We start from the raw sequence: 22,810 nt of genomic DNA, 5'->3' as shown, positions 1-22,810 counted from the left end.
GTGAGAGGAACGAGGAGTGAGTAGTGAGGAACGAGTGAGACTGCTTTACTCATTCCTCACTTCTGCGCACTCGTTCCTCGCTTCAAGCCGCGTTTTCCAACTGCAGCGGACGGCGCGGTTCGACGCCTTCGACCACCGCGGCGATCGCGGCGATGTGCGCCGGGGTCGTGCCGCAGCAGCCGCCGACCAGATTGAGCAGGCCGGCGCGGGCGAACTCGCCGAGCACCGCGGCCATGTCCTCGGGGGTTTCGTCGTAACCGCCGAAGGCGTTCGGCAGGCCGGCGTTCGGGTGGGTGCTGATGTGCGAGTCGGCGATCTGCGCCAGCACGTCGATGTGCACGCGCAGGTCCTTGGCGCCGAGCGCGCAATTCAGGCCGATCGCGGTCGGCTGCACATGGCGCACCGAGTACCAGAACGCCTCGGCGGTCTGGCCCGAGAGAGTGCGGCCGGAGGCATCGGTGATGGTGCCGGAGATCATGATCGGCAGGCGGGCGCCGCGGGCGTCGAAGGCTTCCTCGACCGCGAACAGCGCGGCCTTGGCGTTGAGCGTGTCGAAGATGGTCTCGACCATGATCACGTCGGCGCCGCCGTCGATCAGGCCGTCGGTGGCTTCGCGGTAGGCGATGCGCAACTCGTCGAAGGTGATCGCGCGGTAGCCGGGCTGGTTCACATCCGGGCTCAGCGAAGCGGTGCGGCTGGTCGGGCCGAGCACGCCGATCACGTAGCGCGGCTTGGCCGGCTTGCACTCTCTGACATCGCGCGCCTCGGCTTCGTCGCAGGCCTGGCGGGCCAGGCGCGCGCCTTCCTCGTTGAGTTCGCGCGCCAAGTGCTCCAGGCCGTAGTCGGCCAGCGAGATCGTGGTCGAGTTGAAGGTGTTGGTTTCGATCAGGTCGGCGCCGGCGGCCAGGTACTCGGCGTGGATGCCGCCGATGATGTCGGGTCGGGTCAGGGTCAACAGGTCGTTGTTGCCGCGCTGGTCGCGCGAGCAGCCGCAAGCATCGCCATGGATGTGCTCGGCGTCGCCGTCGTGGCCGCCGGCGTACAGCCGGTCGTAGCCTTCGGCGAAGCGCTCGCCGCGGTAGTCGGCTTCCTGCAACTCGTGTTGCTGGATCATCGTGCCCATCGCGCCGTCCATGATCAGGATGCGTTCGTCCAGGCCGCGCAGCAGGCTGTGCGCACGTTCGGGGTTGAGCCAGGGCAGGGTTTCCATCGGGGCCTCCTTACTTCTTCGCCGGCTTGCGGGCCGGTTCGGCGGCGGGCTTGCGCGCCATCAGGGCGATCACTTCGAAATGCGGCGGGCGCCGTTCGCGGGTCACGGTTTCGCAGTTGACGATGTCGAAGCCGGCCTTGGCGGCGAACTTCTGCAGGTCCTTCTCGGCGAAGCCCAGGTTGACGTGGCCGAAGGCCTCGACCGCACCGCGGTGTTCATGGCTGGCCAGGCTGGTCAGCAGCAGGCGGCCGCCGGGGCGCAGCACGCGCGCGGCTTCGGCGACGGCCTGGGCCGGGTGTTCGGCATAGGTCAGCGCGTGCATCAGCACCACCAGGTCGAACGTGTCGGCCTCGAACGGCAATGCGTGCATGTCGCCCTCGCGCACCTCGACGTTGCGCAGCTTGCGCAGGCGTTCGGAGGCGGCGGCGACGACCTTGGTGCTGGCGTCCAGGCAGACGTAGCGGTTGGAGTGCGGCGCCAGCAGTTCGGCCAGCACGCCGTCGCCGGAGGCGATGTCGAGCACGTCGCCGGGTTGCAACAGCGGCAGGGCCGAGCGCGCCAGGGCTTCCCAAGTCCGGCCAGGCGAGTAATGGCGCTCCATGTCGCCGGCGACCGAGTCGGCCCAGTTCTGGTCGGAGGCCCGCATCGCGAGCACCGCGGCCACGCGCTCGGCGTCCTGGCGAAGCAAAGGGTCGTCGCTGCCGGTGCTCAGGGTCTGCCACAGCGCCCGCTGGGCGTGGTCGAGCGCGGCCTCGTCGAAACGGTAGTAAGCCGACACGCCGGCGCGGCGGTCGCGCACCAACCCGGCTTCCTTGAGCTTGGACAAATGCGTCGACACGCGCGGCTGGGCCAGGCGGGTGATCGCCGACAGCTCGGCCACGGTCAGCTCTTCGCCCTCAAGCAGGGCGAGCAGACGCACACGGGTGGCGTCGGCGAACACCTTCAAGCGGGACGACCAGCCTTCGAGATCCATGGGTGCAGCCTTGGGCATAGGGAAAGGGGAATCGGGAATCGAAGACGATGCGTCGGGCGGGCACTGGGACGATTCCCGATTGCCCTCGGCACATTCCCGATTGCTGCGTTCCATCAACGTATCGCGATATAGAGATAAGTGTGTTCCCGCGGGCCGTGCAGGTCAAGTCGGGGCCGGCTCGGCGTGCGCTGTGCAGACGCCTATCGGCGCAAACACAGGGGCGGACGCCGGGCAGGCGCATGGGTGGGGTTATTCGGCGCGCGCGGCTACAATTCACACTCGCGGCCATCGACAGGGCCGCGGACCAGGACGCAGAACCATCGCGCCGGTCGGGGATCGACAGCGGCAGCGCCTACGGGCGGCCGCGCGCCCCGGCCGCAGTGCTCAAACCAGCAGAGGTGCCGACGTGGATTTTGGCTTTACCGAAGAGCAGTTGATGATCCAGGACGTGGCGCGACGTATCGCCCAGGAAAAGATTGCTCCCAGCGCCGAGCACCACGACCAGACCGGCGAATTCCCGCTCGAGAACATCCGCACCCTCGGCGAGAACGGTCTGATGGGCATCGAAGTGCCGGCCGAGTACGGCGGTGCGGGCATGGACCCGATCTCCTACGTGCTGGCCATGGTCGAGATCGCCGCCGGCGACGCCGCCCACTCGACCATCGTGTCGGTCAACAATTCGCTGTTCTGCAACGGCATTCTCAAGTTCGGCACCGAAGCGCAGAAGCAGCTGTACGTGCGCGCGATCGCCGAGGGCCGCGAGATCGGCGCCTTCGCCCTGACCGAGCCGCAGTCGGGCTCCGATGCCACCGCGATGCGCTGCAAGGCGGTCAAGCAGGCCGACGGCAGCTTCGTCATCAACGGCAAGAAGAGCTGGATCACCTCCGGCCCGGTCGCCAAGTACATCGTGCTGTTCGCGATGACCGACCCGGACAAGGGCGCGCGCGGCATCACCGCGTTCATGATCGACACCGCCAAGCCGGGCTTTCACCGCGGCAAGACCGAGCCCAAGCTCGGCATCCGCGCCTCGGCCACCTGCGAGATCGAATTCGAAGATTACGTGGCCGCGCCCGAGGACGTGCTCGGCGAAGAAGGCCACGGTTTCAAGATCGCCATGGGCGTACTCGACGCCGGCCGCATCGGCATCGCCAGCCAGGCCATCGGCATCGCCCGCGCCGCCTACGAGGCCACGTTGACCTACGTGCGCGAGCGCAAGGCCTTCGGCCAGCCGATCGGCGCGTTCCAGATGACCCAGGCCAAAATCGCCGACATGAAGTGCAAGCTCGACGCGGCCCTGCTGCTTACCTTGCGCGCGGCGTGGAAGAAGGCCGAGACCGAAAAGAGCGGCGGCCGCTTCAGCAACGAGGCCGCCATCGCCAAGCTCACCGCATCGGAAGCGGCGATGTGGATCGCCCACCAGGCCGTGCAGATCCACGGCGGCATGGGCTATTCCAAGGAAATGCCGTTGGAGCGTTACTTCCGCGACGCCAAGATCACCGAGATCTACGAAGGCACCAGCGAGATCCAGCGTCTGGTCATCGCCCGCAACGAAACCGGTCTGCGCTGAAGCGACAGCCGATGAAACGTTTCGGCTCGTCACGGCCCACCGCCTGTCCTGAGGACGGCGGCATGGGCTTGCGCGCTGCGAACGACGTCGCCGTACACGGCCCGCGCCCGATGGCGCGCGGCCGCGTGGGCGCGTCGCTCGATTACGGCGCCGCGTCCATTGCCGCCCTGCAAGCTTCCAGGCACAAGCATTAACTCCTTCTCTTGGCCCGCGCGAAAGCGTGGGCCTCATTCCATCCGGACCTCAGAGTTCCCATGAGCAACAAACCCAAAGCCGCGTCCAAGCAGGAACCCGCCAAACAAGCCTCGGCCAAGAAAGCGGGCAAGCCCGCCGCCAAGACCGTCGCCGCGAAGCCTGCCGCAAGCAAGCCTGCCGCAACGAAGCCCGCCGCCGCGAAGAGCGCGACGGCCAAGTCGGTCGCCGCCCAGCCCGCCGCCAAGAGCCATGCACAGGTCGAAGCGCAGAGCGCGAGCGTGTCGCTGGAGCCGATCGTCGCCGCGATGCGCAAGCGCCTGCCGAAGGCGCGCCATGCGGAGGCCGAAGCGTTCGCCAAGGCGTTCTACAAGCGCATGAGCCTGGACGAAATGCCGCAGCATCAGGCCGACGGCTGGGCCGCGCTGGCGACCGATTTCCTCGACTACGCACGCGACCGCAAGCCGGGTTCGGCGCTGGTGCGCCTGTTCAACCCGACCCTGAAGACGCACGGCTGGGAATCGGCCCACACCGTGCTGCAGATCGCCAACGACGACATGCCGTTCCTGGTCGACTCGGTGACCATGGCACTGGCCGACCAGGGCATCGGCGTGCACGTGCTCGGCCATCCGGTGGTGACCTTCCTGCGCGACAAGGCCGGCAAGCTGGTCTCGGTCGGGCAGGGCGTACCCGAGTCGCTGATGCACCTGGAAATCGACCGCCTGACCAATGAGTCGATGGCCGCGGCCAAGAAGGCGCTGGAGATCGTGCTCGCCGACGTGCGCGCGATCGTCCGCGACTGGTCGCAGATGCGCGACAAGATGAACGAAGTCGCCGACGGACTGATCACCGAGCGCATGCCGGTCAACGACGACGGCAAGCGCGAAGCGCAGGCCTTCCTGCACTGGGCCGCGGAGAATCACTTCACCTTCCTCGGCTACCGCGAGTACGAGGTGATCAAGCACGACGGCCAGGACGTGCTCAGCGCGATCAAGGGCAGCGGCCTGGGCCTGCTGCGCGGCAAGGACGCCGGCAAGCCGCGTCCGCTGACCTCGCTGGCGGCGCACTACATTCCGCAGTCGGGTTCGGTCGATGCGCTGATCCTGACCAAGACCAATGCGCGCTCGACCGTGCACCGTCCGGGCTACATGGACTACATCGGCGTGCTGAGCTTCGACGCCCAGGGCCGTCCGGTCGCCGAGAAGCGCTTCCTGGGCCTGTACACCTCCAGCGCCTACAACCGCCGCCCCTGGGACATCCCGCTGGTGCGCCAGCGCCATGCCTACGTGATGGAACAGTCGGGCCTGGCCCCGGACAGCCACAGCGGCAAGGCCCTGCGCCACGTCCTGGAAACCCTGCCGCGCGACGAGCTGTTCCAGTCGAGCGAAGAGGAACTGTTCAAGACCACCTCGGGCATCCTCGGCCTGCAGGAACGCGTGCGCAGCAAGATGTTCCTGCGCCGCGACCGCTACGGCCGTTTCTTCTCGGGCCTGGTCTACATTCCGCGCGACCGCTTCAACACCGACGTGCGCCTGCGCGTGGAAGCGATGCTCAAGCGCCGCCTGCACGGCGAATACATCGACACCACCGTGCACATCGGCGAGTCGCCGCTGGCGCAGATGCATGTGATCGTGCGTCCGAAATCCGGCGAAGCGATCCAGATAGACAACGTCGCGATCGAGGCCGAACTGACCGAGATCGTGCGCAACCGCCAGGACGAGCTGCGCGATGCGCTGGTCCAGCGCCACGGCGAACAGCAGGGCCTGGCCCTGGCCAACCGCTACGGCCGCGCCTTGCCGGCGGGCTATATCGAGGAAGTCTCGGCCGGCGTCGCCGCCCAGGACATCGCCCACCTGGCCGCGCTGAACGGTCCGGACGACCTGCGCCTGAGCCTGTGCCGCACCCGCCAGGGCGAGGGCGGCCTGCGCTTCAAGTTCTACCGCCAGCTCGACGACATCCCGCTGTCGGACGCGCTGCCGATGATGGAGAACATGGGCCTGCGGGTGATCTCCGAGCACCCGTATCGCCTGTCGGTCGACGAGCAGCCGGTCTACATCCAGGACTTCGAGGTCGAGACCGCCAACAACGACATCGACATCGACAGCCTCGACGAAAACTTCGAGGACGCGTTCGCGCAGATCTGGCGCGGCAACGCCGAGAACGACGGCTTCAACCGCCTGATCCTCACCGCCAACCTGTCCTGGCGCCAGGTCGCGATGTTGCGGGCCTACTGCAAGTACCTGTTGCAGGTGGGCGTGCCGTTCTCGCAGAGCTACGTCGAGGAAACCTTCTCGCGTTACCCGCTGCTCGCGCGCCTGCTGGTGGAATTGTTCGAGGCTCGCTTCGACCCCTGCACCGGCAGCGAGAGCAAGGTCGAGATCAAGGCCGGCCAGGACCTGCTGGTCCGGCAGCTGCAGGCCCTGTCCGGCGGCGACGCCGCGGTCATGGCCGCGGTCAAGCCGGTCATCGACGCGCGCAACGGCAAGCGCGACGAGCAGGCCAAGGCCACCGTCGATGCGATCAAGGCGCTGCTCGACCGCGTCTCCAGCCTCGATGAAGACCGCATCCTGCGCAGCTTCATCGGCGCGATCAACGCCACCCTGCGCACCAGCTACTACCAGCGCACCGCCGACGGCGCCGATCGCGGCTACGTCAGCTACAAGTTCGATTCGGCGCTGGTGCCGGACCTGCCCAAGCCGCGTCCGTACCGCGAAATCTTCGTCTACGGCCCGCGCGTGGAAGGCGTGCATCTGCGCTTCGGCCCGGTCGCCCGCGGCGGCCTGCGCTGGTCGGATCGTCGCGAAGACTTCCGCACCGAGGTGCTGGGTCTGGTCAAGGCGCAGATGGTCAAGAACACCGTGATCGTGCCGGTCGGCTCGAAAGGCGGCTTCTTCGCCAAGCGTCCGCCGGTCGGCGGCGGCTCTACATCGGAAAGCCGCGACGCCGTGCTCGCCGAAGGCATCGCTTGCTACAAGATGTTCATCAACGGCCTGCTCGACATCACCGACAACATCGTCGACGGCAAGATCGTGGCGCCGCGCGAGGTGGTCCGCCACGACCAGGACGATCCGTATCTGGTCGTCGCCGCCGACAAGGGCACCGCGACCTTCTCCGACATCGCCAACGGCATCGCCGCCGAGCACAAGTTCTGGCTCGACGACGCCTTCGCCTCGGGCGGTTCGGTCGGTTACGACCACAAGGGCATGGGCATCACCGCCAAGGGCGCCTGGGAGTCGGTCAAGCGCCACTTCCGCGCCATGGGGCGCGACAGCCAGACCCAGGACTTCACTGCGGTCGGCATCGGCGACATGTCCGGCGACGTATTCGGCAACGGCATGCTGCTGTCCGAGCACATCCGCCTGATCGCCGCGTTCGACCACCGCCACATCTTCCTCGACCCGAACCCGGACGCGGCGAAGACGTTCAAGGAACGCGAGCGCATGTTCAAGCTGCCGCGCTCGAGCTGGGACGACTACGACAAGAAGCTGATCGGCAAGGGCGGCGGCGTGTACCCGCGTTCGGCCAAGTCGATCCCGCTGTCGCCGGAAATCAAGGCCGCGCTCGGTATCGACGCCGGCATCGCCGCGATGAGCCCGGTCGAGCTGATGAGCGCGATCCTGAAGTCGCCGGTCGACCTGCTGTGGAACGGCGGCATCGGCACCTACGTCAAGTCCAGCGGCGAAACCAACAGCGACGTCGGCGACCGCGCCAACAACGGCCTGCGCGTCGACGGCCGCGAGCTGCGCTGCAAGGTGGTGGGCGAGGGCGGCAACCTCGGCCTGACCCAGCTCGGCCGCATCGAAGCGGCCCAGCACGGCGTGCTGCTCAACACCGACTTCATCGATAACTCGGCCGGCGTGGACACCTCGGACCACGAGGTCAACATCAAGATCCTGCTCAACGGCCAGGTGCAGGCGAAGAAGCTGACCCTGCCGGACCGCAACAAGCTGCTGGCTTCGATGACCGACGAGGTCGCCGAGCTGGTGCTCAACGACAACTACCGCCAGAACCAGGCGATCAGCCTGATGGAGCGGATGAGCCAGACCCGCTTGGGCTCGAAGCAGCACTTCATCCGCACTCTGGAAGCCCAGGGCCTGCTCGATCGCCAGATCGAGTTCCTGCCGTCGGACGCCGAGATCTCCGAGCGCAAGGCGCGCGGTCAGGGCCTGACCCGTGCGGAACTGTCGGTGCTGCTGTCGTACTCCAAGCTGGTCGCGTTCCAGCAGATGCTCGACTCGGACGTGCCGGAAGACCCGTACCTGTCGAAGGAACTGGTGCGTTACTTCCCGCAGCCGTTGCAGACCAAGTACGCCAAGGCGATGGAGAACCACCGCCTGAAGCGCGAGATCATCGCCACCGCGGTGACCAACTCGACCATCAACCGGATGGGCGCGACCTTCCTGCTGCGCATGCAGGAAGACAGCGGCCGCACCCCGGGCGAGGTCGCCAAGGCCTTCACCATCACCCGCGAGACCCTCGACGCGCGCGATTTGTGGACCCAGATCGACGACCTCGACGGCAAGGTCGCCGAGTCGACCCAGATCGACGCCTTGCAGGTGATCTGGAACCTGCAGCGCTCGTTCACCCGTTGGCTGCTGTCGCGTCCGGGTGCGATCCCCGACATCACCACTGCGGTGGAGCGCTACCACGACGGTTTCAAGAACATCCGTGCCGGTCACGGCATCCTCGGCGACGGCCAGCGTCCGGCCCACGATGCCGCGTTCGCCGACTGGAAGGTCAAGGGCGTGCCGGAAGCGCTGGCCGCCCAGCTGGCCGCGCTGCCGTACCTGGAGCCGAGTTGCGACATCATCGAACTGGCGCGCGAGCGCAAGCTCAAGCCGGTCGAGGTGGCCAAGGTCCACTTCCGCCTCGGCGAAGCGCTGCGCCTGCCGTGGCTGCAGGAGCAGATCGACGCGCTGACCGTCGACGGCCGCTGGCATGCGGTCGCACGCGGCGTGCTGCGCGAAGAACTGGGCGCGCAGCAGCGCATCCTGGTCGGCCAGGTGCTGTCGATGCCGGGCGCCAACGCCGACGCCAAGATCAAGCATTGGCTCGGCCGCGACGACGTCTCGCTGCGTTTCACCCTGGCCATGCTCAACGAGCTGGCCGCGCAGAAGTCGCTGGACTACCCGACCGCCTCGGTCGCCGTGCAGCGTCTGTCGCAGTTGGCGGCGCGCGGCTGATCGAGCGCTGACTCAAGCGCCGATGACGATAGTCCCCAAGCCCCTCTCCCGTCCGGGAGAGGGGCTTTTTTGTGCGCTCTGTCATGTCGCGGTAAAGGCGCTCCGCTTTGGAGCAGGAGCGGTGCGAGTCGCGACCGCGACATCGCAGTGACGAGACAAGCGGCAAGAACGCGGTCGCGGCTCTTGCCGCTCCTACCCCTGAAGCGGCTCCTTCGCCGACCGTCGCGACCGGCGTGCAGAATCCGCCACGCCCTCCGGGTTATGCTGACGGCATCCTTCCGGAGCCGCCGATGACCGCGACGCAACGCATCGCCTTCCTCGCCAGTCACACCGACGACGCGCAACGCGCGCTCGCCGATCTCGTCGCACGTCACGGCCAGCACGAGCCCGATGCGGCCGACGTCCTGGTCGCGCTCGGCGGCGACGGCTTCATGCTGCAGACCCTGCATCGCCACGGCGGCCTCGGCAAACCGGTGTACGGGATGAAGCTCGGCACGGTCGGGTTCCTGATGAACCAGCACAACGGCGACGACCTGTTCGCCCGCCTCGATGCGGCCGAGCCGGCGGTGCTGCGGCCGCTGGAAATGGTCGCCCAGACCGAATCGGGCGCGACCTTCGGCTCGCTGGCCTATAACGAGGTGTCGCTGTTGCGCCAGACCCGCCAGGCTGCGCACATCCGCATCGACCTCAACGGCCAGACCCGGCTCGACGAGTTGATCTGCGATGGCGTGCTGGTGGCGACCGCGGCCGGCAGCACGGCCTATAACTTCTCCGCTCACGGCCCGATCCTGCCCTTGGGGTCGGCGGTGATCGCGCTGACCCCGATCGCGGCGTTCCGGCCGCGGCGCTGGCGCGGCGCCTTGCTCAAGGCCGACACCGAGATCCGTTTCCGCGTGCTCGACCCGTATAAGCGTCCGGTCAGCGCCACCGCCGATTCGCACGAGGTGCGCGACGTGGTCGAGGTGATGATCCGCGAATCGCGCGACCGCACCGTCACCTTGCTGTTCGACCCCGAGCACAACCTCGAAGAGCGGATGCTGATCGAGCAGTTCACCAGCGGCTGAGCCGGTTCAGACCAGCCCCAGCAGCAGCTCGCGCAGGCGCGGATCGGCCAGGTCGGGCAGGGCGGCCGCGTGCGCCGCTTCGAACCATTGCAGGCGTCGATGCTCGTCGCCGCACGCCTGCGGCTCGCCGTCCCAGGCCTCGACCCGGTAGACGCGCAGGACCAGGCCGTCGAATGCGAACTCGGCCAGCACGCTCGCCGCCGCAGCGACCTGTTCGTCGGAAGCATCGAGCTGGGGCGGACCTATGCCGGCTTCCTCGCGCAGCTCTCGCCACAGAGTTTGTTCGGGCGTTTCGCCGACCTCGACGTGGCCGCCGAGCATGTCCCAGCAATTCGGCGCCAGCCGCTTGTGCGCGGCGCGCAGGCCCAGCAGCACCCGGCCTTGGCGCCACAGCAGGGCGCCGACCAGATCGATGCCGTGCTCGCTTGCGCTCATCGTTTGCGGTAGGTCCTTCGGTCTGTGCGCCGAGCAGGGCGAGCGTTCGCCGGCCCGGCTCGAAACTGCTTTAAGTTCAAGGTTTAATATATTGTTATATCAATAGCTTGAGATATTTAATTAAAGTCAGTTCGCGTCAGCGGTCTTGCCGCGCATCCGCCGTGCGACTTCGCTGGCCGCGGCGATCAGCAGGGTCAGGCCGATCGTCGACAGCAACTGCAGACGCGGGCCTTCGATCGACAGCGCCAACACGAACACCAGGCCGAGGATCGCCAGGCCGGCCCAGGTCACGTAGGGGAAGGCCCACATCTTGAACGGCAGCACGGTGCCGGCGCGGTCGGCGCGGCGGCGCAGGATCAGCTGCGAGACCAGCGACAGCGCCCACACCAGCAAGCAGGTCGAACCGACCACGTTCAACAGCGCCGGCAACACCTTGTCCGGGTACAGCAGCTCCAGCGCGGTGGCGACGAAGCCGAAGGCCACGCTCGCCAGCACCGCCACCGTAGGCACGCGGCTGCGGCTCAGGTGAGCGAGCGAGCGCGGCGCTTCGCCGCGTTCGGCCAATGAATAGATCATGCGCGAGGCGCCGTAGAGATTGGCATTGAGCGCCGACAGCAGGGCGACCACCGCGACCAGGGTGATCGCGGTCGCCGCGCCGGGGATGCGCGCGACCTGCAGCACCGCGGCGAACGGCGAATTCAACGACTCGCTGGTCCACGGCACCACTGCGATGATCACCGCGAGCGAGCCGATGTAGAACACCAGGATGCGCCAGGCGACGGTGCGGATGGCATGGGTGATGCTGCGCTGCGGGTCCTGGGTTTCGGCCGCGGCGACCGCGACGATCTCGGTGCCGCCGAAGGCGAACACCACCACCAGCAGGGCCGCGCCGACCCCGGCCCAACCCTTGGGCGCGAAGCCGCCGTGGTCGAAGAAGTTCGACAGGCCCGGCGAGGGCACGTTCGGCAACAGGCCGCACACCAGCAGCACACCGATGGCGATGAAGGCGAGGATCGCGGCGACCTTGAGGATCGCGAACCAGAACTCGAACTCGCCGAAATTGCGCACCCCGAGCAGGTTGACCCCGGTGAACACCGACATGAACACCAGCGACATCAACGCCACCGGCAATTGCGGCCACACCGTCGCGAGCAGGCCGGCGGCGCCGACCGATTCGGCCGCGATCACGATCACCAACTGCGCCCACCACAGCCAGCCGAGGGTGGCGCCCGCGGTCGGGCCCATGGCGTCGGCGGCGTAGACCGAGAACGCGCCGCTGGTCGGCCGTGCCGCGGCCATCTCGCCGAGTGCGCGCATGACGATGATGACCAGTGCGCCGGCGATCAGATACGACAGCAACACCGCCGGTCCGGCGCTGCGGATGCCGACGCCCGAACCGAGGAACAGGCCGGCGCCGATCGCGCTGCCCAGGCCCATCATCACCAACTGGCGCGACTTCAAGGCATGGCCGAGCTGGGAGGCGGCGGCGCCGTTCATGAGCGTGGCGGGACGGGAAGGCTGGACTTCGGTTGGGGACATGTCGGGCGTCCGGACGATGAGGCGGTGCGGAACGATACCTTGTCGCCGCGCTCGGCAACGAGGCCCGCGGCGATTCCGGCCCGAAACCGCAGGAATTCGGCCGGGCGGACCCAACGCCGCGCGGCTAGTCCGAGCGCGCGGCCGAGTCTTCGGCCGGCCCTGGCGCAGCGCTGGGCTTTCCGTCGAGCGAACCCGCGACATCGGCCAGGGCCAGGCTGACGACCATCGCCCCGGCCTCCTCGTCGAGGCGCAGGTCGACCCGATAGCGCTCGCACAACCGCTGCACGATCGCCAGCCCGAGGCCGAGGCCGGCGCTGCCTTCGCGTTTGTGGAAGGGTTCGTGCAGGCGTTCGCGCAGCTCGGCCGGGATCGGATGGCCACGATTGGCGATGCGCAGGCGGCCGCTTGCGACGCCCATGGCGATCGTGCCGCTGTCGGTGTGGGCGAAGGCATTGCCGATCAGGTTCGACAACAGGATGTGCAGCACCGGCTGCGGCAGATCGATGCGCGCGTCGTCGGGCACGTCGACCTCGACCTCGACCGGCTTGCCGACGAGCGAGACCGCTTGTTCGATCACCACCTGCTCCAGCACCGGCAGCAGCGCGATCGGCGTATCGGGCAACACCAACGGCGCTTCGCGCGCCAGGGTCAGCAGGGTGGCGACCGTCTGTTCGAGTTGCCAGGCCGATTGGCGCAGATGCAGCAGATGCTCGCGGCCGGCCGTGGACAAGGCGGGCTCGGCCAGCAGGCGTTCGCCGGCGCTGCGGATCACCGCCAGCGGCGTGCGCAGTTCGTGGCTGGCATCGCGGGTGAAGGCCTGCTCGCGGTCGATGAAGGCCTGGGTGCGTTCGGTCATCGCCTCCAGGCCGCGCGCGAGTACGCCGACCTCGTCGTCGGGAAAGCCCGCGGCGATGCGCTGCGGCCAGCGGTTCGGCGCCATCGTGTCGACCAGCGCGGCCAGCCGCGACAGCGGCGCGGTGCTGCGTCGCGCCAGCCAGGCGCCGATCGCCAGGGCCAGGCCGACCACCGCCAAGGCCGACCAGCCCAGCCATTGCAGGATGCGGTCGCGCATCGGCCGCACCACCAGTTGTTGGCTGACCTCGGCGACCAGCCAGGCGCCTGGCGCCGGTGCCGGCGGCTGCAGCGCCTTGACGTGATAATGGCGGCCGTTGCGGCCGGCGAATTCCGAACGCCAGGGCTCGGACTCGCGCGCGGCGACCAGGTCGGCGGGGAACTGCGCGCTGTCGGCATACACGCGCATGAAGGCCTGTTGCGGCTCGGCCCAACGCGCATCGAGCGCGTGCCGGCGCAATTGCGCCGCGGCTTCCTGTTCCAGCATCGACTCGAAGAACGCGTCTTCGGTCGCATACATGAAGGTCACCGCATACAGCCCGAACAAGGCCGCGACCGACAGGGCGAAGCCGGCGAAGGCGAGCATCAGGCGATTGCGCAGGCGCCGCTTCGGTCGTTGCGCCGCGGCGCTCATGGCATCGCGCCCTCATCGCTTTCGAGCTTGAAGCCGACGCCGTGCACGGTGCGCAGCATCGGCCGCGCGAACGGCTTGTCCAGCGCCTGGCGCAACAGATACAGGTGCGAACGCAGCGGATCGGATTGCGGCGGCGCATCGCCCCACAGGCGCTGGATCAGTTCGCTACGGGTCAAAGTGCGCGGCCAGGCCTCGGCCAGGATGGTCAGGATGCGCAGGGGCGTGTGTTGCAGCTCCAGCAGGCGCCCTTGGCGCCGCACTTCGCCGCTGCGGCGATCGATGCTCAGGCTGCCGATGCGCAGATCGTGCGACTCGCCCGCGCGGTGTCGGCGCGACAGAGCCAGGCAGCGCGCCAGCAATTCTTCGCCGGCGAAGGGCTTGACCAGGTAGTCGTCGGCGCCGGCTTCGAAGCCGCGCAATTTGTCGTCGAGGCCGTCGCGTGCGGTCAGCATCAGGATCGGCACGTGACGGTCGGCGCGTGCGCGCAGTTCCGCACACACGCGCAAGCCGTCGAGGCCGGGCAGGGTCAGGTCGAGCACCAACACGTCGGGCGGATCGTCCAAGGCCAATTGCAGGCCGTTGCGGCCGTCGGCGGCGAAATCGACGGCGTGGCCGTGCGATTCGAACATCGCCGCCATGGCCGTGCGCAGGGCCAGGTGGTCTTCGATCACGAGGATGCGCAGGCGGTCGTGCATCAGCGCTCAGCCGTCGATCCGTTCGAGAAGGCGCTTAGCATCGGCCATGTCCGGTTGGCTGACCAGCACCTCGCCGATCATCGCCCGCGCCCGGGCCTCGTCGCCGAGCCGCCAATGCGCTTCGGCCATGCCCAGGCGCAACTGCGGCTCCGGCATATACGGCGCGGCCAGTTGCATGATCGCCAGAGCGGCGCGGGTGCGGTCCGGCTCCGGATGCGCCTGCAACTGGTAATAACCGATCAGCCCGATCAGCGGCACGTGGTAGGCGCCCGGATCGTCGGCGAGCGCCTTGTGCGCGGCCTCGCGCTCGCCAGCGAGCAGGCGCTCGACCAGGGCCAGGCTGCGTTCGTCGCGCCAGGGCGTGCGTGCGACCGGCGTGCGCCCGAGCGCGGCGACGATGGCTTCGGCGACGGCCGGCGTGGAGTAGGGGTTCTGGCCGGTGATCAAGTGGCCGTCGACGGCCAGCCCCGGCATCATCAAGGGCGCCTCCCGCCAGCGTGCGCCGCGTTCGCGCAGGGCGTCTTCGAGCTGAAAACGGAACTGCTTGGCCCAGCGCTTGCCGAAGATCGCTTCCTCTTCGTTGCTGAAACCGGTCAGTGCGCGGCCCGCGACCAGGTAGGAGCCATCGTCGAGCCGCACGTCGACCAAGGCCGCCGGGCCGTGGCAGACCGCGGCGACCACGCCGCCGCGCTCGTACACCTCGGCGAGCAGTCGTTTCAGTGCCGGATCTTCCGGCAGGTCGAACATCGCGCCCTTGCCGCCGACCACGTAGACCGCGGCGTAATCCTCGGCGCGCAAGCTTGCGGTGGCCAAGGTCGCGCCCAATTGGCGCAGGCCCTGGCCCTCTGCGAGCAGGCGCGCATTGAAGGCGAGCTTCGGGTCGTACTTGTCGGCCTCGGCGGCGCCGCCGCGCGGGCTGGCGACGTCCACCGCGAGGCCGTTGTCGCGGAAGATCAGATAGGCCTGGGCGAACTCGTCCATCTCGAAGCCGGGACGGGTCTTGCCCTGGTCGCGGCCTTCGCCGCTGACCACGATCAGGACCTTGTCGGCGGCCTGGGCGAGGCCGGTGGCGGAGCACGCCAGCAGCAGGCCCAGGGCCAGTTGGCGCACAGACGGGGATCGGAGGTTCATGGTGAGGACTGCGTGTGAAGGAAGGCCAGTCTCGCCAGCGCCTGTGAAGCAAACTTCAAACGGCGGTGGCCAAGGCCCAGGCAACCGTGCGCGTACAGCGCGTAGCCGAAGACCGACCCCGACACAGGGCACTCCGTCCTATCTGCGTGGCGCGCGACAGGGCACAATGACCGCATGCCTGACCGTGATGCCGACCCGTTGATCGTCGCGATTTCCTCGCGCACCCTGTTCGACATGGAAGAGAGCCATACGCTGTTCGAGCGTGAGGGTATCGACGCCTACGCCGACTTCCAGCGCGAACACGAAGACGACGTGCTGCGTCCCGGCGTCGCCTTCCCGTTGGTGCGCAAGCTGCTCGCGCTCAACGAAGGCGCGCCGCCGGAAGCGCCGCGGGTCGAGGTGATCCTGATCTCGCGCAACTCCGCCGACAGCGGCCTGCGCATCTTCAATTCGATCGCCCACCACAGCCTGTCGATCAAGCGCGCCGCTTTCAGCAACGGCGCGCCGCCGTTTCCGTACATCCGTCCGTTCGGCGCCGACCTGTTCCTCTCGGCCAATGCCGAGGACGTCAGCGCCGCGCTCGCCGCCGGCGTCGCCGCGGCGACCCTGCTGCCGGCGATTCCGCCGTCGCGACTGGCGCCGCATCTGCGCCCGGACCAGTTGCGTATCGCCTTCGACGGCGACGCGGTGATCTTCGACGACGAGGGCGAGCGCGTTTCGCGCGAGGGCGGCCTGGCTGCGTTCGCCGAGCACGAGCGCAGCCATGCCGGCGAGCCGCTTTCGGGTGGCCCGTTCCGCGGCTTCCTCGACGCTCTGCATCGCCTGCAGAAAGCCTTCCCGGTCGGCCAGGACGCACCGATCCGCACCGCCCTGGTCACCGCGCGTTCGGTGCCGGCGCACGAGCGGGTGATCCGCACCCTGCGCGAGTGGGGCATCCGTCTCGACGAGGCCTTGTTTCTCGGCGGTCGTCCCAAAGGCCCCTTCCTGGAAGCCTTCGGCGCCGACATCTTCTTCGACGACTCCGAGCACAACATCCTGTCGGCGCGCGACCACGTCGCCGCCGGGCATGTGCCGCATGGAGTCGCGAACCGCTAGGCGGCCGTGTTTCGCTTAAGCGAGCGACAGCGGCGATGAACTGCTGCTAGCTGCGGCGCGCTCAGCGGTTCAAGCACCTGCTCTAACGCGACCCGCTCAATCGTCGTCGTGATGATGACCCAGTTGGCTGCGCACCTCGCCGCCGGGGAACTTGCTGGTGTGCACGTTCGCATAGGCGTTGCCGCCGCGCAGCGCGCGCAACAGTTCGTCGAACTCGCCGGCGGCGACGCCCTGGCCGGACGGGCCGACCACGTCGGCGGCCATGATCACGCCCTGGATGGTCGCCGGCGCCGGCGGACAGGCCTGGACGCCAGGAGGCGTCGGCGGGCTGGCCAGGTTCGAGCACAGCCACACGGCGATGCCGCCGTTGACGCTGCGCTGGCCCACGTGGATATGCGCCTGGGTGACGTCGCCTTCGAGACCGGAATACGAAAGCTGATAGTGGATCGCGCCGCCGTCGCCGATGCGGGCACGGAACCCGCCGCTGGCGGCGGTGGAGACCAGCGGAACTTCCTGGCTGCCTTCCAGGACTGCGCGGAACTCGCGGTGTTCGGCCTGAGCCGAAACCAGCGGAAGCAACGCGACCATCGCAACTGCAGCGATGCGTTTCATGTCGTCGTCCTCGTGAATCGTTCCCGCATTGCGGGCGGACGCAAGACGCGTCCGAACGGACGCTGCTCCCAGAGCCGTTAGCCGCGGGTGAAAACATTCCCGGCATCAAACGTGCCAGAAATACCCGGATTTCTGGCTCGGTTCGTGCAGGTGTTTCGCTCCGCGCGAGCCCCATCACAGCAATGGCAATGGCACGGCGCTGTCAAAACTGCCATTGCCGTAACGATTTTGCTTCTGTAGTGGTTGGCTGTGCGTAGCCTCGCACTCGCGAAGGCGATCGAAGACCCGAAGGGCGGCCCGCAGGGATGCGGGCCGTTTTTTATCGGGACAGGGATGTCCCGTATGAAAAAGCCTTGCGTTGGCATCGATCGTGCGGGCAAGTGATTCAAAGAGAAGCAACTTCTTTGGTTTACCTTTCTTTTGTTGCTTTAGACAAAAGAAAGTAACCCGCCGCTTTAGTGGCGGAAGCTTTTGGCGTTTGATCCTGTTCCTGTTCCTGTTCCTGTTCCTGTTCCTGTTCCTGTTCCTGATCTTGCTTGAGCGAAACGCCGCAAGACCATTACGGCGCGGTCGCGGCTTGCGCCGCTCCTACCCTGGGGCTGCCGGAAGCGCCTCGCAACGGGAGGCGCCGGCCCGCCCATTGACGGCTATCGTTGCCAGCGTCCTGGTTCAGGGCAGCATCTTTTCCAGGGGCAGGCGGACGTCGGTCACGCGCCACTTCAGGCCATCGCGGGTCAGTACGAACACGACCGGATCGCCGTCGGCGTTGGCGACCGTGGCGGTGAAACGAGACGGCGATTCGAAGCGATAACTGGCGTGCTTGAGCGGTTCCGCCGGTGGCACCTGCGCATAAGCGTCGCGGCTCGGCGCGGACGAATCGAGGCGGCGCAGCAGATTGCGGCCTTCGAGCACCGCACCGATGCCGACCGGAGTGGCGATGGCGTCGACCGCGGTGCCTGCGACGCCGCTGGCCAGGCTGATGCCGAGCGCGGCGAGCGGATTGGACTGCAGTTCGGGGCCGGCGCGGCGGACGATGTAATCGTCGACCTGGGCCTTGAGGCTCAGGCGCAAGGCGGCGAAGTCGACGTGTTTGCTGAGCTCGCCGGCGTTGCGCTCCTTGACCGCGCTGCGGATGGCATTGACGGTCAGGAACGGCCCGGCGGCGACGTAGCCGAGCAACAGGACCAGGGCCAGGACGAACACGGCTATCCATTTCTTCATCGCGACGATCCAGGTTGGCGGACCGCCAGAGTAACGGCCCTGGCCTTACCTTGGCTTAAGAAACCTGGCGGGGGCTGGAACTTCTGTTGCTCCGGCGGATGCGAGCGCGCCTTAAGCCTCGTTCCAGCCTGGAACCCCGGCCGAATGCATGAGGCGTTCGTTCACCCTAGGCGGCTCAGGCGATCTCGACCGGGCGTGCGTCGCGCGCGTAGCGCTGTGCGGCCAAATGCAGGGCCAGGGCGGCCAGCGAACATACCGAGCCGGCCATGAACGCCGCTTTGCCGCCACCGTGTTGCCAGGCCAGGGCGGCCATGCCGGCGCCGAGCACGCCGCCGATGCCGCCGCTGAAGCCGGACAACATGCCCTGCGCCGAGGCCATGTCGCGGCGCGCCGGGAACAACTCGGCCATGCGCCGCATGCAGCCGGCGTGGAAGGCGGCGAAGCTCAGCGAGTGGCCGGTCTGGGCCAGGGCCATCCAGGCGAAGGAATCGGCGAGCCAGGCCACCATCACCCAGCGCAGGGCGGTCGCGAGGATGCAGGCCGCGATCAGGCGATGCGCACCGAAGCGCTGCACCAGCCGCGGCGCCTGCCAGAACATCAGGATCTCGCACATCACCCCGATCGCCCACAGCAGGCCGACCGCGAAACCGTCGTGGCCGTGCGCCTGCAGTTGCAGGGTGTAGAACACGTAGAACGGGCCGAAGCTCAGCTGCACCAGCAAAACCGTGCCGAGCAGACGGCGCGTGCCCGGCCGCCGCCACAGACGTTCGCGCGGCGCGCCTTCGAGCGGCGCCGGCGACGGCGGATCGGCGCGGTGCAGCCAGGCCGCGGCGACGGTCAACACCAGCCATGGCAAGCTCAGCCAGACGAAAGCATCGTTGCCGAGCCGGTCGAGCAACCAGCCGTAGCTCGCCGCGACGATCAGGAAACCGACCGAGCCCCACATGCGGATCTTGCCGTAGTCGTGATTGCGCGTGCCGAGCGCGTTGAGGGTCATCGCCTCGAACTGCGGCATGACCGCGTTGAAGAACAGCGCGAACGCGCCCATCACCACGAACAACATCGCGCCGCCCTCGAAGCGCGCGAAGCCGGCGAACATCGCCAAGGCCAGCACGCAGCCCGCGACCAGCCAATGCCCCGGCGCCGGGCTGCGCGCGACCTGCCGCGCCCAGGTCGGCGGCGCCAGGATGCGCCCGCCGTACCACAGCGCCAGCATCGCCCCGACCGCATACCCGCCGTGGCCGTTGGCGCTGACCCAACGCCCGATGTAGGGCGTATACGCCCCGAGCATGCCGAAGTAGCCGAGGTAGAACAGGGCGTAGCGGCGGAATTCGGCGGTGGACAAGTGGGGCTCGGCGAAGCGCGGTGGATGCCGCTCACGATACCGGAAGCGGTGTGGGATTCGGTTGCCGTGGGGCGCGGTTTCGGGAGGTTTTTGGGTCGGCCCGACAGGCGATGCGGTGTCGGATCGGTAGGTCGGACCTGAGGGAGTGCGAGCGCTTGAGCTATCGCAGTTTCTTTGGTCGCGGCTTGCGCCGCTCCTACCCAAGAGCAGCGTCGACCGTTGCCGTAAGGGTCTGCAGTTGTCTTTGCCTTTGCTGTGCGCAGCTTTGCACTCGCGAAGGCAACAGAAGACCCGGAGGGCGGCCTGCATGGATGCAGGCCGTTTTTCATCGGGACAAGGATGTCCCGTATGAAAAATCCCTGCGGATGCACCGATCGTGCGGGCTTGTGATTCAAAACAAAGCATTTTTCTTTGGTTACCTTTCTTTTGTTGCTTTAGACAAAAGAAAGTAACCCGCCGCTTTAGTGGCGGAAGCTTTTGGCGTTTGATCTTGTTTCTTAAGAAGCCTCAATCAAGAGCAAAGCTTCCGCCCGCTAACGCGGCCGGGTTACTTTCTTTTGCTGAGCCCAAAAGAAAGCTAACCAAAGAAAAGGGCTCTCCTTGCAAGGGCACAAGCCCGCAAGATCGAAGCCGACGCAGGGATGCTCCAGACAGGCCATCCATGGCCTGCTTGCGCACGGCCCGCATCCCTGCGGGCCGCCCTACGGGTCAGCTTTTGACCGGCAAAGCAGCAAAGCAAAGCAGATCAAAATCTCGGCAACGGCAACGGCAACGGCAACAGCAACGGACGTCGTGCCCTTGGGTAGGAGCGGCGCAAGCCGCGACCACGCGACCGCACGCGCCAGCGCTACCACGAACGGCAATCAGAACCCGAAAATCAGAACTCCAGATCCAACGCCGCGCACAGATAATCGGTGAACGGCGCCAACCCGGCCAGATCCTTTTCCAGCGTCTTCAACAACCGCGGCCCGGTCATGGTCTCGTCGTCGATCGCCCGCAAGGCGACGAAGTTCTTGCGTCGCAGGTCGTCGGCGAATTCGAAATCGGCGGGAAAGCCGCGCGGGGCGCGGGTCAGCATTTCGCTGTCGTCGAGGTCGTAGCGTTTGCGGAATTTCGCATCGTGCGCAGCGGCCTTCCAACTGCCCGGGTTGTCGAGCACGAAATGGCGGATCTTGCGCAACGACTCGGGTTGCGGATGCCACACGCCGGAGGCGATGAAGCAGTTGCCGCCTTCCAGGTGGAGGTAGAACGAGGGCGCCTCGATCTGGCGGCCGCGTTCGTGGAACAGGCGCGCGCCCTGGTGGGTCTTGTACGGCGCCTTGTCGTTGGCGAAACGGGTGTCGCGCTGGATGCGGAACAGCGAGCCGCCGACGTTCTTCGGCTCGGAGCGGTAATGCGGGCTGACTTCGGCCAGGCCCGGTTGAAGGTCGGTCAGCAGGCGCAGGAAGGGTTCGCGCACATGGCTTTCGAAATCGGACTTATGGGCATGGAACCATTCGCGATTGTTGTGACGCGCCAGCGCACGCAGGAACTTGAAGCTGGCTTCGGAAAAATAGCGGCTCATGCGGCGGGCTCTTCGGCAGGCTCGTAACGGGGGAGGGGCAGTATCACAGGGCGGGCTTCAAGCCGGCGTTGATATCGCCTGCCCAGGCCTCGAGGCGGTCGAGCAAGGCCTGCTTGCCGCCATCGGCGCCGGCGAGCGCGCGGGTCTGCGCCAGTTCGGCATGGAAGCGTTCGAAGCTATACTCGGACAGGCCGGCCTCGTCGTATAGACGGTGACGGCGGTAATCGTCCCAGCGTTCGCGTTCCCGTGCATCCAGGGTCTGCGGCCAGTTGCGGGCACGATAACGGAACAGCAGTTCCGGCAGGCGGGCGTCGCGGAAATCGAAGGCGGCCTGGGCCAGCGCCTGCGGCGGCGTGGTCCGCACCTGACGGAACAGGCGCTTGTCGCCGTCGCCGATGAAGGCGTCGTACAGCGAGGCGTCGACATCGGACGGTTCGCGGGCGCGGTCGTTGGCGTAGACGCGGCGGACTTTCTCGACCAGTTCCGGGCCGGCTTCGCGGATCTGCGCGGCGCGATACTCGACCTGGGCCGGGTCGATCGACAGACGTTCGAAATCGGCCGGGCGCAGATGGTTCCAGGCGATCAGCGCCGGGCAGCGGTTCAGATGCACTTCCTTGAGCGCGACGCGTTCCTCGCCCTCGGGCAGGTCGGCGGTCGGCGTGTACAAGCGGTCGGCGATCTCGTCCGGCGCCAGCCGCAACAGCGCCGCCGGGTCCTGGGCCAGGTCGAACACCAGCACCCGATTGTCGATGCGCGGATGCCGCGCCAATGGGATTACCGGCGCCGCGCACAGGCGGCTGGCCGGATAGCGCTGCGATACGTGCAAAGCCGGGGTCATCGCGATGATGTCGAGCAAGGTCGCGGCGAAGCGCTTGTCGCGCAGACGCAAGGCGTACTCCCACAGCTTCGGCTGCGCGGTCTTGAACTTGCGCGCGATGCCGATCAGGGCGCGTACGTCCGACAGCGCCTCGTGGGCGTCGCCTTCGCGCACACCGTTGGCTTCGGCCAGGTGTTCGAGCTTGAATGAGGTAGTGCCGTCGTCGCGTTGCGGCCAGACCACGCCCTCGGGGCGCAGCGCATGGGCCAGGCGCATCACGTCGAGCAGGTCCCAGCGGGTGTTGCCGCCGCGCCATTCGCGCTCGTAAGGGTCGTAGAAATTGCGGAACAGGCCGTAGCGGACGAATTCGTCGTCGAAGCGCAGCGAGTTGTAGCCGGCGCTGCAGGTCTCCGGCCGCGACATCTCGTCGGAGATCAGGGCGAAGATCTCGGCCTCGCTGACGCCGTCGCGCAAGGCGTCCTGCGGCGCGATCCCGGTGATCAGGGTCGCCACCGGCGAGGGCAGCAGGTCGTCGGCGGGTTTGACGAAGACGCTGATCGGCTCGTCGACCGGATTCAGGTCGGCATCGGTGCGGATCGCCGCGAATTGGGCGATGCGGGTCGTGCGCGGGTCGGCGCCGAAGGTTTCGAGGTCGTAGAACAGAAAACTGGCAGGCATGGG

16 protein-coding genes and 1 pseudogene are annotated in these 22,810 nt (G+C 67.4%); 5 read left to right on the top strand and 12 right to left on the bottom strand.

What is annotated here, in order from left to right; translation table 11 throughout:
* Positions 1-82: 82 nt before the first annotated feature.
* Complete coding sequence (locus tag ACTOWK_RS04895; protein ID WP_441329066.1) at positions 83-1,210, bottom strand: homocysteine S-methyltransferase family protein; 1,128 nt, start codon at positions 1,208-1,210, stop codon at positions 83-85.
* A 46-nt stretch (positions 1,211-1,256) separates the two neighbouring features.
* Positions 1,257-2,183, bottom strand: a pseudogene (locus tag ACTOWK_RS04890) (ArsR/SmtB family transcription factor); the annotation flags it as partial.
* A gap of 406 nt (positions 2,184-2,589) precedes the next feature.
* On the opposite strand from ACTOWK_RS04890, the gene ACTOWK_RS04885 reads away from it, so the two are divergent.
* The 4 genes from ACTOWK_RS04885 to ACTOWK_RS04870 all read left to right on the top strand — a co-directional run bounded on the left by ACTOWK_RS04885 (position 2,590) and on the right by ACTOWK_RS04870 (position 10,189).
* Positions 2,590-3,750, top strand: coding sequence for an acyl-CoA dehydrogenase family protein (locus ACTOWK_RS04885; protein ID WP_441329065.1), 1,161 nt, complete (start codon positions 2,590-2,592; stop codon positions 3,748-3,750).
* A gap of 11 nt (positions 3,751-3,761) precedes the next feature.
* Entirely contained in the window at positions 3,762-3,944 is a 183-nt protein-coding gene (locus ACTOWK_RS04880) for a hypothetical protein (protein ID WP_441329064.1), read from the top strand.
* A gap of 60 nt (positions 3,945-4,004) precedes the next feature.
* Positions 4,005-9,125, top strand: coding sequence for an NAD-glutamate dehydrogenase (locus ACTOWK_RS04875; RefSeq protein ID WP_441329063.1), 5,121 nt, complete (start codon positions 4,005-4,007; stop codon positions 9,123-9,125).
* Between the two features lie 290 nt (positions 9,126-9,415).
* Positions 9,416-10,189, top strand: coding sequence for an NAD kinase (locus tag ACTOWK_RS04870; RefSeq protein WP_441329062.1), 774 nt, complete (start codon positions 9,416-9,418; stop codon positions 10,187-10,189).
* 6 nt (positions 10,190-10,195) lie between these two features.
* Here ACTOWK_RS04870 and ACTOWK_RS04865 read toward each other — a convergent pair whose 3' ends face one another.
* From ACTOWK_RS04865 to ACTOWK_RS04845, 5 genes are all read right to left on the bottom strand, one after another.
* A complete protein-coding gene (locus ACTOWK_RS04865) occupies positions 10,196-10,624 on the bottom strand; it encodes an NUDIX domain-containing protein (protein WP_441329061.1) in 429 nt (142 codons plus the stop codon).
* Between the two features lie 126 nt (positions 10,625-10,750).
* Entirely contained in the window at positions 10,751-12,121 is a 1,371-nt protein-coding gene (locus ACTOWK_RS04860; RefSeq protein WP_441329122.1) for an amino acid permease, read from the bottom strand.
* A 166-nt stretch (positions 12,122-12,287) separates the two neighbouring features.
* A complete protein-coding gene (locus ACTOWK_RS04855) occupies positions 12,288-13,649 on the bottom strand; it encodes a sensor histidine kinase (protein ID WP_441329060.1) in 1,362 nt (453 codons plus the stop codon).
* A complete protein-coding gene (locus tag ACTOWK_RS04850; protein ID WP_441329121.1) occupies positions 13,646-14,332 on the bottom strand; it encodes a response regulator transcription factor in 687 nt (228 codons plus the stop codon). The genes ACTOWK_RS04855 and ACTOWK_RS04850 overlap by 4 nt, the downstream gene beginning before the upstream one ends.
* Positions 14,333-14,350: 18 nt before the next feature.
* On the bottom strand, positions 14,351-15,475 hold the full coding sequence (locus ACTOWK_RS04845) for a type 1 glutamine amidotransferase domain-containing protein (protein ID WP_441329059.1): 1,125 nt from the start codon (positions 15,473-15,475) through the stop codon (positions 14,351-14,353).
* Positions 15,476-15,649: 174 nt separating this feature from the next.
* Between ACTOWK_RS04845 and ACTOWK_RS04840 the strand changes: the two genes are divergently transcribed.
* Positions 15,650-16,570 (top strand): 5'-nucleotidase, encoded by a 921-nt coding sequence (locus tag ACTOWK_RS04840; protein ID WP_441329058.1) that lies wholly within the window; start codon positions 15,650-15,652, stop codon positions 16,568-16,570.
* A gap of 96 nt (positions 16,571-16,666) precedes the next feature.
* On the opposite strand, the gene ACTOWK_RS04835 is transcribed toward ACTOWK_RS04840, so the two are convergent.
* From ACTOWK_RS04835 to sbcB, 5 genes are all read right to left on the bottom strand, one after another.
* Positions 16,667-17,182 (bottom strand): CHRD domain-containing protein, encoded by a 516-nt coding sequence (locus tag ACTOWK_RS04835; protein WP_441329057.1) that lies wholly within the window; start codon positions 17,180-17,182, stop codon positions 16,667-16,669.
* A gap of 669 nt (positions 17,183-17,851) precedes the next feature.
* Complete coding sequence (locus ACTOWK_RS04830; RefSeq protein ID WP_441329056.1) at positions 17,852-18,403, bottom strand: DUF2939 domain-containing protein; 552 nt, start codon at positions 18,401-18,403, stop codon at positions 17,852-17,854.
* A gap of 175 nt (positions 18,404-18,578) precedes the next feature.
* Positions 18,579-19,748 (bottom strand): MFS transporter, encoded by a 1,170-nt coding sequence (locus tag ACTOWK_RS04825; RefSeq protein ID WP_441329055.1) that lies wholly within the window; start codon positions 19,746-19,748, stop codon positions 18,579-18,581.
* An 877-nt stretch (positions 19,749-20,625) separates the two neighbouring features.
* The gene (locus ACTOWK_RS04820) at positions 20,626-21,312 is read right to left on the bottom strand and encodes a DUF2461 domain-containing protein (RefSeq protein WP_441329054.1); all 687 of its coding nucleotides are present in this window, start codon (positions 21,310-21,312) and stop codon (positions 20,626-20,628) included.
* Between the two features lie 43 nt (positions 21,313-21,355).
* Positions 21,356-22,807 (bottom strand): exodeoxyribonuclease I, encoded by a 1,452-nt coding sequence (gene sbcB / locus ACTOWK_RS04815; RefSeq protein ID WP_441329053.1) that lies wholly within the window; start codon positions 22,805-22,807, stop codon positions 21,356-21,358.
* Between the last annotated feature and the right edge of the window lie 3 nt (positions 22,808-22,810).

The organism is Lysobacter sp. CA196 (assembly GCF_052078695.1).
GTDB lineage: Bacteria > Pseudomonadota > Gammaproteobacteria > Xanthomonadales > Xanthomonadaceae > Lysobacter.
The sequence above is the reverse complement of the archived record's forward strand: the minus strand, read 5'-3'. Positions and strand labels throughout refer to the sequence as shown.